Here is a 13,135-nt window from a genome sequence, read left to right on the forward strand (position 1 = left end):
AACGCAGCATTTTAGATAGTTAAAAGTACCGATTCCTTTACTTGGAAGCAAAGGTGAAATGACTACCGCCGAAGAGCCTGAAGCTCATCGCAGGACCTCAAATCCCTGCTTTAACTCATTGCCCTCCTCATCCACAAGTGTAAGCATGTGGGGGCCAGGTTCCGGGTGGAAGCCCATTTGATGGATGAAATTCGTTGAGCCAACGTAGACTTCATCCAGGTGCCAGTAGATGGTTGAAGCCGGGTTACGGTGCGCCGCTTCAAATATGGCCAAGCCCGGTTTGCCATCCTGCTCAACCGGCACATATACTTTGGTGAACTCTCTGGGGTAAATTAATTCCATGAAGCCGTTAGCGTTTTGCTCTGCGCATGAGGACAGAAAAGGTGGTGGCTCTTTGTAGTTGGAATGATACTGCTTGTAGTACCATGCCTGCACAGCCGGTAGCACAAACCAGGGTTTGGAATGCATTTTGTCGACAGCGTAGCAGGTGCTGCTTACCTGGTTTTTTTCAGCCTGATCCAGATGGAGAAGATGATGGTAGGTGCATCGTTTACCCTGAAGCATATAGTCAGGTAAATTTGAGTCGGTTGTTTCCGTGCAATACTCGCCTGCCAAAAGTCCGCTTTCTTTGCAGATGCTGACCATCTTTCCGAACGGCTCATCGAAGGTGGCGTCGCCATCCAACAGTTCGAATATGCTGAACATCAGCGGCGAGGCAGAGCGAATGCCAGTCAACCCCGGCCGACCCTCACTATCGGCATTGCCTACCCAAACACCTACTAAATAACGGTCGTTGAGGCCAATGGCCCAGGCATCACGAAAGCCGTGGCTGGTGCCTGTTTTCCACGCAATGGGCCGGTACGAGCCATACATTTCTGCACCTGACATTTCTTCAGGACGCCTCAACTGCTGCATTGCCTGAAAGGCATAGAGGATGGAGGGTGCTGCCAGTAACCCATGAGATTCCAGGTCACTTTCTTGTTCGGTTGTTTTTAGTGCAAGGTAGGTGTTTGGCCTATAGTCAGCGGTTGAGTAGCCTCTGTTGTAAGGGCGATCCTGAAAGTTGTTGAGCGCTCTCGCCATGCCAGCAAACATTCCGGACAGTTCCCAAAGAGTCGATTCAGCGCCGCCAAGAATTAAAGAAAGGCCATAATGATTGGCGGGCTTGTCGAGGGAACACATCCCTATTTGTTGCAGCTTTTGATGCAGCTTTTCGTAGCCATATTCCCGCAATAGAAAAACGAAAGGGACATTGAGACTGCTGGCAAGCGCTTCATCGGCTGCAACAGCCCCCCGGTATTTTTTATCAAAGTTTTGCGGAGCAAAACCCCGATAAAAGAGTGGGATGTCAGGAAGCAGCTCCTTTGGTAAGAGAATTCCATCATCCAGCGCTGCGGCGTACAGAAATGGCTTTAGCAGGCTTCCGGGGCTTCTGCGGGCGGTGATCACGTCCACAAACTGACCATGGTTGTTGGTTTCGTCACCATTGGGAAAGGAATTGCCTACGTAGGCGAGGGTTTCTCCTGAAGCAATATCGATAACAATGGCGGCGGCGTTGTGGATTTCATTGTAGGCCAGTTGCTCTGAATAGCGATCCGTTTTTTCTTTCACCTGGCGTTGCAGAGCAAAGTCCAGGGTCGATTGCACAATGGTACCGGCCAGACCGTCTTTTTCAGCTCGTTGCAAAAGGTGGAAAGCATCGTTTGGCAGGGGCTTTACTTTGCCGGGCAGAGGTTCAGCTTTTGCCAGCAGGGCCTCGTCGCTGGTGAGGTAGCCGTTTGCGCTGAGTTTATCTAAAAGGGCGTCTCTTTTGTGTCTGAAGGTGATTTCATTTTTCCCCGGGAATACTGAGGAGGGGCTGTTGGGCAGTACTGCCAGCGCCGCAGTTTCTGCCCACGAAAGCTGATAAGGCGGGCGACCGAAATACCTCCAGGAAGCTGCCGACAGCCCGACGACATTGCCGCCAAAGGGTGCGTGGTAAGTATATAGCTGCAGTATCTCCTCTTTGGAATAGAAGAGTTCCAACTTGATGGAAAGCAGGAGCTCCCAGATTTTTTGACTGTAGGTTCTCTCCTGGTTTTCCAGGGCCATTCTCACGGTTTGCATGGTCAGGGTGCTGCCGCCGCTTACTATTTTTCCCGACCGAATATTTTGCCAAACTGCCCTGCCAAGCGACACAGGGTTGATACCCGGATGGTAGTGGAAGTACTCATCTTCGAAGAGGAGAATGGCGGCCTCGAACTTTTGCGGCACCGAGTCAGAAGGAGGGAAGCGCCATTGTCCGTCGGAAGAGATGCGGGCTCCCAGCAACTGTCCATCGGAAGACTGAAGAAGTGTGGCGTATTTCTTAGGAAAAAGGGGAGACGGCAGGGGGTAAAACAGGACGAGCATTAAAGGAATGGCGAACAAGGCTACCATCCATTTGAACCACTTCCTTTGGAATAAATTTATGAGGACTGAACCAGCCACGTTTATTACTAAAAGTCAGAGCGATTAATTGGATACAGAGTTGAGGTAGGTCAAAGAAAGCAAAGTTTAGCTGATATAAGAAAAACAGATGGCCTCTATTAAAATAGGAGAGGCCATCTGTTTGCTACTCGTTTCCCCTATTTATCGGTGATCACCTCTACCCACCTTCCGGCCTTGTGGGCGTAGATGGTGTCATCGTACATGGCTTCGACAGAGGTGGCAGGCATATAGAATTTCCCCTGGTAAGATGCATTGAGCAACACCCTGATTACTATTTGTTTGCTTGCCTGCAAGTCGAAGTAATTCATGACCCTGTCATCACGAATGTCAGTATAGTCGGGTTTTTGCCCATTGCTCGCATCTTCTGTGCCTTCCAGTCGGGTGTTGATGATTTCCCAACCTGAAGGGAACAGTTGAGTGAGCGCCATGTCTTTGTACAGTCCCTTTTCTCCCGGGTTTCGAACGACAACCTCTGCCATGAAGTTGGTCCCTTGCTTTAGCCTGCTAACGTCGAGCCCGTCGCCGTCCATGGTTTTGTAGCTAACGATCATACTCAGGTTTTTCTCACCTGCAATTTCACCTCCTTCAATGGGAACACCCTTGCGGATGACTCTTGCGAAGATGGGAGCACTTCCGTTGTTGGTTATCTTGATGGGCTGCTGTTTGTCAGGTGTTTGAAGGTATACCTGGGTCACATAGTCCTTTCCTCCCGCTGGAGAAAGCTTTCCGCCTACCTCCAAAGCGACAGTGAGCGATTCATCCAAAGGAAAGTCCTGCACATATTTGGCAATAGAAATAAAGCAATAAGCCGTTGTTTGTGTGCTCATCCATTTGTCTTTATCTCCCATTTCTTTGGCTATTTTCTGTAGTATCCCAAAGGCATCTTCTTTCCTTTTGAGCTGTAGGAGTGTTTCCATTATCATCGCCTGATCACGCATGGGTGAGCCATAGGTGTAGTAGTATCGCCTGTTATTGTCAGGTTCAACATCTGACGAAAGCCCTTCGACAAGCCCGGTTGCCTGCTGATCAAATCCAGCCAATGCATAAGTCAGTGCAAGTCTCCAGCGGGCTTCTCTTTGCAGGTTTACTTTCTCCTTCATCCTGTTCATAGCGCCCACTGCAGGGCTGCCAGCCAGTGCCAGGGTATACAGCCTGTAGGCCTGGATGAGGTCGTTGTCGTCTTCACCGCTAAGGCTTCCCCATGCGTCTGCTTTCTGGGTCTGGAAATTGATCCAGGAAGCCAGCATGCCTTCGGGCACACTGTAGCCTTTTTTACGGGCCTCAACCAGGAAATGACCAGCATAATTGGTGCCCCAGAAGTTGGCATAGCTGTTGCCGGGCCAGTACGAGAAGCCGCCGCTGCTCAACTGGAAGCTTTTCAGCCGGTTGATGGCAGCATCGATATTTTTTTGTATCTGCATTTTCTTGTCATCTGGCAGGGTAGTCAGGTTATCAAGATAGAGCTGCGCAAATACCGACGAGGTGGTTTGTTCGATACAGCCATGTGGGTACTGGATCAGGTAACCCAGACGCTGTTCAATATTCAACGGTGGTAGAGTACTTAGCTCGATGGCCCCTTCGTTTCTTCCTGCCAGTCCAATTGGCGTGTAGTCGAGGCTCCAGTTTTCGCTCGCACCAAGCACCCTTTCCACGACCTGCGTTACCGGTGGGTTGCGTGGAATGATGTTCATCTCAATGTCGTAGCTGGCAGTAAGGCTGCCCGACGTGGCCGTTACTTTCACTTTGCCTACACCCAATACCTCTTTCGCTTTCAGGTCAAAGTAAATAACCTTGTCGCCTTGCCCTGTGAAAGTCACAGACTGCTCGGCGGCACCATCGAGAGCCAGAGTGCCTGTTGCCTCTACTTTTATTTTGGCGTTCTTAACATTGTTGTCCAACGCAAAGACGTTAACAGGCAGTTTCATGGTTTCTGTTGGCCCGGCTACTCTCGGTAAGGTAGCCAATATCATCAGCGGCTGCTTCACAGGCGTCGCCTTGTCGGCGAATCCGTATGCTCCGTTGTTGGCAGCGATGACCATGGTTTTTACACTGCCGATGTATTGGGGCAACTTGAGATTGTGCTTGGCCGACTTGCCCGCTTCAAGGTAAAACGGCCCCAGGTACATAACGACCGGCTTAAACCTGTTGGCTTCGGTTTCTTCTTTGGCTTCAATCTCCCCGTCACCTCCTACAGCCAGCAGGCGCTCAATTTTGCCCGCAAAAGCGCCCATCACATCGTCATACACGTCCCAGGTTTTGATGCCCAATGCCTCTCTGGCGTAAAAGGAGTTCCAGGGGTCAGGGGTTTTGAAGTTCGTAATATCCAGCAATCCTTCATCGACAACGGCAATGGAATAGGCCATGGCTTTGCCACCCTTTTCTGATACTCCGATGGTGAAAGACTGCTCAGGGCGTAAATCGTCCGGCATGGCTATCACTGGCTCAAGCCTGGTGCCGGGGTCAACAACTTTCACAGACTGCACCCCATATAATCTGATGGGCAAGTCATTAGAAGTTTGCCCGTGAGGTTGCAGCATGGTGAGGCTCACGTAAAAGTTGGGTGCCATGTCGCTGGTGGCTTCAAAGTCAATGGCCGTGTTGCCTTCCTTGGCTTCCACCCAAAAGGTTTGAAGTACTTTGCTCCCCGACTCCAGGCTGACAAGTATGCGATTGCCAGCTGTAGAGGGTATAGACAAAGCGATTTTTTCCCCTACCTTATATTCTTCTTTTTCGATGCCAAAGTCGAGCATGGACGAGCCGCCCAACTCACCTCTTTTGCCTTTGCCGGCCCAGCCTGGCCAGTCGATGTACACCACCTGACCAGCCGAGTGCCCTGAGATAGGATCTTCCACCCGCACGAAATACCGGCCCCATTGTGGATAGTCTATCCGAAGGTTCCAGGAGCCCTCACCGTTGTTGGTGTCTATAAAGCCTTCTTTGATAGGGTCACGGTACGAACGGCCCACATAGTTGCTAATGGCGTCATAGGAATTGTCCCACCACCATTTCCAGTCCAGCTTAAAGAGCTGTACCTTCACATTGCGTCGGTTGATGGGATTGCCGTCGGCATCGACCGATGCGATGCGGATGGCGTGGTCTTTATCGGTAAGGATAATGCCTCTTTTGTCGCCTTCAGGAGTTTTCACGCCCACAAAGGTTGAGTACGGATAGTAAGGCATGCTGACATTGCTGATACTGAAATCGCCCCCTTCTTCATATACCTTGCCGAGGAACCTGGCATTGAGAGCACCAGGCGCATTGTTCGGCTCTCCCAAATTGATGTTGATCCGGGAATATCCTTCAGCATTCACCCTGCCTTCGTACACCATTTCCCGCTCTGAGTAGAAATCCTTGGAGAGGTCGTCGAAGCTGTAGTTAGGGTATTTTTTGAAAGTGGTTTTAATAGGAGACAAAACCAGTTCGAATTCCGCCTTCAGGTTGCCTGCCTTGGCACCGCTCAACCAGCGCACGTTCAGGTCGCCGGATGCTTGCTGGTCGGAGGAGGTGAACACGCTTTTGTTGAAATTAAGCTCTATTTTAAGCCTGTTGGGCTTGATGGTTTCTATTTTTATCTGTTTGCTGAAGGTGGCACCGCCTACTTTGGCTTTGGCTAACCAGTTTCCCGTAGGGGCGTCCTTGTCTGTGAGCAGGTCAAAGCGATACATGTCACCCACCGGCTGAGAGCTCACCTTGCGGGAGTAAAGCTGCCCCATGGGATTCCACAGCTCCATAATCACAGGATGCGCCGAGGGGAGCGTCTCCTCAATGTCTTCCAGAATAAACCCAAGATGCAGGGTGTCGGCCGGTCGCCAAACACCACGTTCGCCATATATGAAACCTTTGAGTCCGTTTTGAATCCGCTCGCCAGTGACATCAAAATTACTGAGTGACAGGGAGCTGCCATCGTCAATTTTCAGGTAGCCTACCTGATTGTCTTTTTTGGCGATAATAACGAAAGGATTCCCCTTGCCTTGTAAGATCACTTTGCCATCTCCATCAGTTTGGCCTGAGCTAAGCAGCTGCTGCTGGTAATCATAGGCTTTCACGTCGACGCCGGACATGGGCTGAACGTTCACCAGGTTAGTAGCAAACACATGCAGGTTACCATCGTCTCTTTTCTTGGCAATCAGCCCCAGGTCTGAAGAGAAAAGCACCTTTCTGATGGAACGGCGATCTCCGTAGTACGAACTGGTGCATGGGTTATCCCGGTCTTCATAGCGGTAGTCGTCGTTGTAATAGTCCTCATAGCCGTCCCAATACGACTCTTCCTCTTCCGCTCCCCAGTCTTCCTCTATATCATCCATTTCTTCAATAGCGCCACCTTCAGCAGTACAGAAGTAGAGAGAATATTTTTTGCGGAAGCCTATCTTTATTTCATAAACCGCCCCGGGAGCAGTCTTAATAATTTCCTCAAGATTAAGTGTGAACCGGTTCCATTTGTTGAGGTTTGTTACGCCAGAGTTGTTGAGCTGGATAACAGTTTGGGTGACGGGGCGGCCTACTCTTCGAAGCTCGTAGCGGCCACCCATGTTGTTTGTTTGCAGGTATTGCAGCATGTTGTCCTCAAACACCCGGGTAACGGTGACGTCGACGGCGCTTAGCCCAACCGCTTCAAAAGGCAGTATGACTCCATTTGTACTGGGCAGAATGGATTTTCCAGAGTCGTCGACCAGTCGAATCTCTGGTTTGACCTGCACCATTTCCAGGCTTGTGCTGTAGTCTTGCTTCAGGTTGTAACCAGCTATGTTTTTGAGGGAGCTGTGAACGGTGACTTCTACTGACCCCTGAAGAGTAGAGGTAGGGTAAATTTTTAGTTCATTCAAGCTGATAACTGTCCGATGTCTGTTGCTGTTGCCAGCTAGTTGGATCAGCCCCTGAAGTGCTTGCTTGTCATCCAGTGGATCCGAAAACAAGATGGAGATGTAGTCCTCAGCTCCGGTCACAAATTTACTCGACTGTACTGAGAAATCGCTCAGCGAAGGCACCTTCACCTCCTGTTCTTCCGACTTTTCAGCACCAATCGAGGCACCATTGAAAGCCAGGGTTACAGCACTTTCCTTTTCAGATCGGACAACTTCTTCTACAACAAAACTGTGTGTGTTGTTATCGCCGTGTTTCCAGGTAATCTTCAGGTCTTTACCACCCTGGGTGGCTTTCAACACTTTCTCTACGTTCTCAATATCGGCAAAATCAGCGGTTTGCACCTGGCCGTCGATCCTCATTCTCTTAAGATCTTTTTTGTCGTAGGGCTGGAGGTTGTTAACTATTCCATCAAAATTTTGGATGAGTGTTTGAAAGGTGAACTTAAACTCACTTCTGTCGCCGGGCACATCCTTGAGCACTTTGCCCAAACTGAAAACAGCCTCGTATTTGGTGTTGCTGGGGAGATATTCAGATGGAGTGTACACAATTGTACGGTTATCTTCCCAAAGGGCCGTCCCCTTCATAGACGGCGAGAACTTAAAGAAGGAATCTTCAACTGCCTTGCCTGCCAGCGAATCTCCAGCGGATTTGGCGAGTCGGATTCGGATAGATGAGGTGCGTGAAATCACGCCACCCGTGAAAGAGGAAATATAATCTACATAGAGATTCTTGGGGCTGCTAAAGTCGTCTTTTCTGGCGGCAGGGCCTGAGCCCCCGCAGGCAGTCAAAAGGTAAAAAATAGCAGAGCAAGCAAAAAATTGTTTTAATAAACGTTGCATAATGATGAAGTTTTTCGGTTGGTAAATTAGCTACTGAAAATCAATTTGAGAGTGATCTTGTTGTGAATTAATTATTCAGTACAGTATATTTTTTAGAGAAATATAGTATTTCGCTACCGAACATATTCCTTTTTGTGTAAATAAATCTATTGTATTGAAATGGCCAGCCAAACCATATAAGGCACAGGGATTACCTCATCTGGGCTTCTGCCCAGCTCTTTTAGTTTTTCGTTAGTCACGAATCCATGCTTTTCCGTCGAAAGATCAGTCAGCGTATAGCCGTAGTCGGAAAGTAAATCTTCAAACGGGCCATAAACATGATGATCGATCATGACCTGTCTGATCAATTTATAATCCAGCTTCTTTCCATTTTTGTTCACATGCGCTTTCCACTCACTGGAAGCATTGAAGGCGGCTATTTGGTTTTGGAGCACGTCGTCGTATTCCAGCGGATAGCCAATGTTTGCCGATGTTAAGCGAATAGGGATGAGCTGTGCAGCACTGTCCCAAAGTGTGCGGATGTTAGGTATTTCGTCGGACAGGTTTGTCTTGCCCTGGGTGTTTTTACTAACGAAGTAATTTAGAAAAATTGCCGTGTCTGACTCACCGTTTTTCCGAAAGGTCAAGGACCTGTATCCATCACCCAATGTTAGCTTCAGTGAAATGGACCTAAAAGAAGTGTCGACTTCAATCTGCCCCCGGCATAAATGCGAAAAGGGTAGTAATAAGATGAGAAGATATACTTTTAAAGGCACAGTCTATTCTTTGTAATAAGCTCCAAACAGAATCATCATTTCATCGGTGCTTCTGAGTCCGAAATGCAGGCTACGATTTTCCTGGTTGTCATAAGTAGTCACAAGTTTCAGGCCACCTTTAGCCGGAATCACCAGCGGCGGATCCAGTTGCAGAATTGGTGGATGCTCCCAGTCGTAGGAGATGTAAACCAGCTTGCCGTCGTTTTCGCCGCCTATGGCATACACCCGGAACTCGGTCATGTGGCTGTGTGCGTGCGACCAAAGCTGGAAGATTGTTCTCTCCTCATCAAAGCGAAACTCTTTGGTAAGGCTCGTTTTCGTCTTTGCAGGTATATTGATGTTGTCGTTGTTCAGGTTGAGGATTTCGGCTATGTGCACCACCTCTTCCTCTTTTGTTGTGTGAATATTGGCATACACCTCGCCAACAACCACGTCATTAGTTTTGTTGGCGTAGTGGCTGTTCATATCGAAGCCGGAGTTGGCGGGCACCTTCAAAGCCACTCCCTCCGGAAATGCATAACGCATGCGGGGCCACTGCGTGCCGGTGACGAACTGATGATAGGCCATGACCAGCAAAGTTGAGATAACATATTCTCCTTTGGCATCATACACGTCCCGGATATAATCGGACTTGGGCACGAAGAGCTCCGGGATGTTGTTCGTGTAGTTGTAAAGGATAAAATGGTGGCTGCCAGGCCTCATGCTGAACTCCACCTCTTTGATGAAAATGGGTTCCGGGTTGTTGAGCAGCTTATAAGAGAACATTTCCCTGTCTGTATTAGCTGGCACATCAAAAGGCCCGAGATGGAACTGAATGCCTTCCGTAGGCAATGCCAGCGGCTCAAAAGGAAGCACTTCAAAAGTAGTGGTGTCGTTGAGAATCGACCGGTCAACGATTTCTCCGTCTTTCGGAGCGCCATTAATGATCCACTGCCTGATAAACTCAAGCTCACCGTTGGTCAGCACACCTCCAAGTGGCATAAGAGATCCATATTGCGGGTGATCCTGGTAAAAATGCTCCTGATCATGCACATTGATTTTTTCCCAAAGGAAGCTCTTGTACAGACTTTCAATGCCTTTGTCGCCAACTAGTTGCAAACCATCGGCTTTGGCTGCTGCATTGTTAGGGGCTCTGTTGATGAGCTGTTCGTACGACTCCTCTGCCGAAAGGATCAGATCCGATTGCTTGGCAAAGGTGGTGCCGGGCGAGTGACAGCTTACGCAGGATGCGTCCCAGATTTCTCCCTGAATAATTTCGTAGGTCGACGTATAGCCAGCCAATGGGTCTTTTGGTGGTTCCTCCGTTCTGTTGCAGCCGACGCTGGTAACGAGGACAACAAAACCGATGAACAAACTTTTCCTTTTCATACCATTGAGGGTGTTTTATAAAAATAAGGAATATCACTGACTTTATCCTGTGCGTGGCGGGACTTCACCCATTTACTCGTTTGAATTCATTCGAATAATAGTTATAATCACCCCTTTTAAAACCTACTTTTCCATGAAAAATAAACTACTCTTACGCATTTCTATTGCCCTGCTAGTCCTTTTTGTCGGACTTCACCACCTCCATGCGCAAACGCTGCCGACTGCCAAACCCGAAGAGGTGGGCATGTCATCGGACAGACTCCAGCGCCTCAGTGCTGTTTTCAGGCAGTATGCAGACGATAAAAAGATGTCTGGCAATGTTATTTTGGTGATGCGCAAGGGAAAAGTGGTGTACCATGAAGCGTTTGGCTTGAGGGACATCGAGTCCAAATCTGTGATGCCTAAGGATGCTATTTTTCGAATCGCATCGCAAACCAAGGCCCTTGTTAGCGTTTCGATCATGATGCTTCAGGAGGAAGGAAAGCTTTTGATAAACGATAACGTAAGCAAATACATACCCGAGTTTGAAGAGACCACGGTTGCTGTGGCCAAAGAAGATGGTGTGTATGAGATTGTGCCGGCAAAAAGGCAAATCACGCTGAGGGATTTGCTCACTCACACAGCAGGCATTGGTTATGGTGGCGGGCCTGCCAAAGATAAATGGGAAGAGGCAGGCATCACGGGATGGTATTTTGCCCACAGGGAAGAGTCTGTTGGTGCCACTATTGCCAAAATGGCTTCACTGCCTATGGATGCTCAGCCAGGGGAGAAATTTGTTTACGGCTACAACACAGATATCCTTGGTGCAGTGGTGGAAAAGGCTTCGGGAATGCCGCTGGATCAGTTTATCAAGACAAGGATTACCGATCCGCTGGGAATGAATGATACGCACTTTTATCTACCGAAGAACAAGGTGGGCAAGCTCGCAACGGCTTATTCAGCGTCTCAGGACAAGCCAATAGAGAAGTCACCGGTAACCGGCACCATGGTAAGCCAGGGAGCCTATGTGGACGGGCCCAGAACAAGCTTTTCGGGAGGAGCCGGTTTGTTGAGCACAGCCGACAACTATGCGAAGTTTCTTCAAATGACGCTGAATGGAGGTGAGCTCGATGGCACACGAATTCTTTCACCAAAAACCGTTGAGCTGATGACGGTGAGTCATACAGGCGATATTGAGTTTCGGGACGGGCAAGGGTTTGGTCTCGGGTTTTACGTCGTGGAAGATTTAGGCGAAAGAGGTATCCCCGGGTCGGTTGGCGAATATGGTTGGGGTGGTGCCTATGGCTCAACTTACTGGGTCGACCCCAAAGAGGAGTTGGTAGTGGTTTACTTCAAGCAACTTATTCCGACTGCTGGACTGGACGATCAGGCCAAGCTGAGAGCGCTGGTGTATCAGGCGATTTTGGAGTAATTTGTTAGGTCAGGTTTCAATGTTTTCCAGTGGTGTAACCTTGGTTGGAGAAGGGGCATAGTTTGTAGTTATTTGATGTTATGATGAAAAGAATACACCTGAACCACATCCTCGCTACCTTTACAATTGTATCGATTTTAACTTCTTGTCAGCCATCGTTGGATGCCGATATCGGAAAGACAGAAGTTGCCAAATGGTACCAAGACAAAACCGGAGCTGTTTCTCTCACATTCGATGATGGCACCATCCACCAGTTCACTATAGCCATGCCTATGCTCGACTCGCTTGGCATGAAGGGCACGTTTTACATCATCACTGGCAAAATACCTGAGTCGCAGTACCGGGGCACCTTTATCGGCAGGCCGGGAGAGGAGATCATTGCGGAAACTGCCAAAATACCAACCAACAAGGACAATCTGCTTGAACGAGCTTCTGCCATTGGCTTTCTGGGTTATGAGGGCGGCCTCGATTATCACACCAGAGCTGGAGCGGCAGTCGACGCCGAAAACGTAGACAAGTCCATTGAAATCATCGAAGAAGGGTATGCGAAGATCAGAGCTGGTGAGCTCAGGAAGGTAGGGCCACCTACCAGCTATAGAGAGGGTAACGATACTACCACCTGGGAACTGTACCGTCAATACGCCGCCAATGGGCATGAGATTGCCAGCCATACGGTTACCCATCCCCGGTTGGCCATCCTCGATGAGGCCAACATATTGTACGAGTTGGAAAAGAGTAAGGAAGAGATTGAAAATCAGATAGGTGAAGACTACATTTTTTCAGCTGAAGGGCCTTATGGCACTGAGAATGAGCACGCCATGGAATATGTGCTTAGCGTATACGAATCGGCCCGTAACCGGATGCCTGAGCCCTTTCTGGCTGAGCTCAACAGGGGTGCGAAGGAGTCGCCGGCTGAAGGAAAAGACGGGAAGGAGTATGTGCAGTGGCAGCGGGGGCCTTTGTCTAAAACGCCCATGGAGCTGATGAAGTCGTGGGTGGACACTACCGCCGCCCGCAATGACACCTGGCTGGTGCTGGTGTTTCACGGCGTAGAGGGTGTTGGCTGGGAGGCCAAACCTAAAGAGCAGCTACGGGAATACTTTGAGTACGTGGCGGCTAAAAAAGACTACGTATGGGTGGCTCCGTTTGTGGAGGTAACGCAATACATAAGAGAACGCATGGCTGCGAAAGTGAGCACAAAGATTGATGGCAGCACTATCGTAGTGAACCTTACACATACCCTTGATCCGAAGTGGTATGGGCATAACCTGACTCTCAAAACACTGGTGCCTGACTGGAAAAAGGTGCAGGTGAAACAGGGCGACACTATACTCGCTGTGCGAATGACGGAGGAAGATGGGAAGAAGTATGTGATGTATGAGGCTTTGCCCAACGGCGAACCGGTAACGGTCAGGGAAATGGAATAGCTG

At 49.3% G+C, this 13,135-nt stretch carries 6 protein-coding genes; 2 read left to right on the forward strand and 4 right to left on the reverse strand.

The genetic code is table 11. The annotated features are described in order from the left end of the window. Window positions 1-84: 84 nt before the first annotated feature. The 4 genes from pbpC to RIG68_RS20555 form a co-directional block, all read right to left on the reverse strand. Window positions 85-2,418, reverse strand: coding sequence for a penicillin-binding protein 1C (gene pbpC / locus RIG68_RS20540; protein WP_350126589.1), 2,334 nt, complete (start codon window positions 2,416-2,418; stop codon window positions 85-87). 188 nt (window positions 2,419-2,606) lie between these two features. Then, window positions 2,607-8,171: an alpha-2-macroglobulin family protein gene (locus RIG68_RS20545; protein WP_350126591.1), complete on the reverse strand. Its 5,565-nt coding sequence runs from the start codon at window positions 8,169-8,171 to the stop codon at window positions 2,607-2,609. Between the two features lie 146 nt (window positions 8,172-8,317). Beyond that, window positions 8,318-8,926, reverse strand: coding sequence for a hypothetical protein (locus tag RIG68_RS20550; protein WP_350126594.1), 609 nt, complete (start codon window positions 8,924-8,926; stop codon window positions 8,318-8,320). A gap of 3 nt (window positions 8,927-8,929) precedes the next feature. Continuing rightward, complete coding sequence (locus RIG68_RS20555; protein WP_350126596.1) at window positions 8,930-10,294, reverse strand: hypothetical protein; 1,365 nt, start codon at window positions 10,292-10,294, stop codon at window positions 8,930-8,932. A 133-nt stretch (window positions 10,295-10,427) separates the two neighbouring features. Between RIG68_RS20555 and RIG68_RS20560 the strand changes: the two genes are divergently transcribed. Both RIG68_RS20560 and RIG68_RS20565 read left to right on the forward strand, forming a co-directional pair. Then, a complete protein-coding gene (locus RIG68_RS20560) occupies window positions 10,428-11,705 on the forward strand; it encodes a serine hydrolase domain-containing protein (RefSeq protein WP_350126599.1) in 1,278 nt (425 codons plus the stop codon). Window positions 11,706-11,785: 80 nt separating this feature from the next. Continuing rightward, window positions 11,786-13,132, forward strand: a complete 1,347-nt coding sequence (locus RIG68_RS20565) for a polysaccharide deacetylase family protein (protein ID WP_350126601.1) — start codon at window positions 11,786-11,788, stop codon at window positions 13,130-13,132. The last annotated feature ends 3 nt before the right edge of the window (window positions 13,133-13,135 follow it).

This window comes from Imperialibacter sp. (assembly GCF_040222385.1).
In the GTDB taxonomy this organism is placed as follows: domain Bacteria; phylum Bacteroidota; class Bacteroidia; order Cytophagales; family Cyclobacteriaceae; genus Imperialibacter.

Excerpts from the sequence above, each read along its gene's own strand:
- pbpC (WP_350126589.1), bottom strand. The coding sequence starts at position 2,418 with ATGGTAGCCTTGTTCGCCATTCCTTTAATGCTCGTCCTGTTTTACCCC.
- RIG68_RS20545 (WP_350126591.1), bottom strand. The coding sequence starts at position 8,171 with ATGCAACGTTTATTAAAACAATTTTTTGCTTGCTCTGCTATTTTTTAC.
- RIG68_RS20555 (WP_350126596.1), bottom strand. The coding sequence starts at position 10,294 with ATGAAAAGGAAAAGTTTGTTCATCGGTTTTGTTGTCCTCGTTACCAGC.
- RIG68_RS20560 (WP_350126599.1), top strand. The coding sequence starts at position 10,428 with ATGAAAAATAAACTACTCTTACGCATTTCTATTGCCCTGCTAGTCCTT.
- RIG68_RS20565 (WP_350126601.1), top strand. The coding sequence starts at position 11,786 with ATGATGAAAAGAATACACCTGAACCACATCCTCGCTACCTTTACAATT.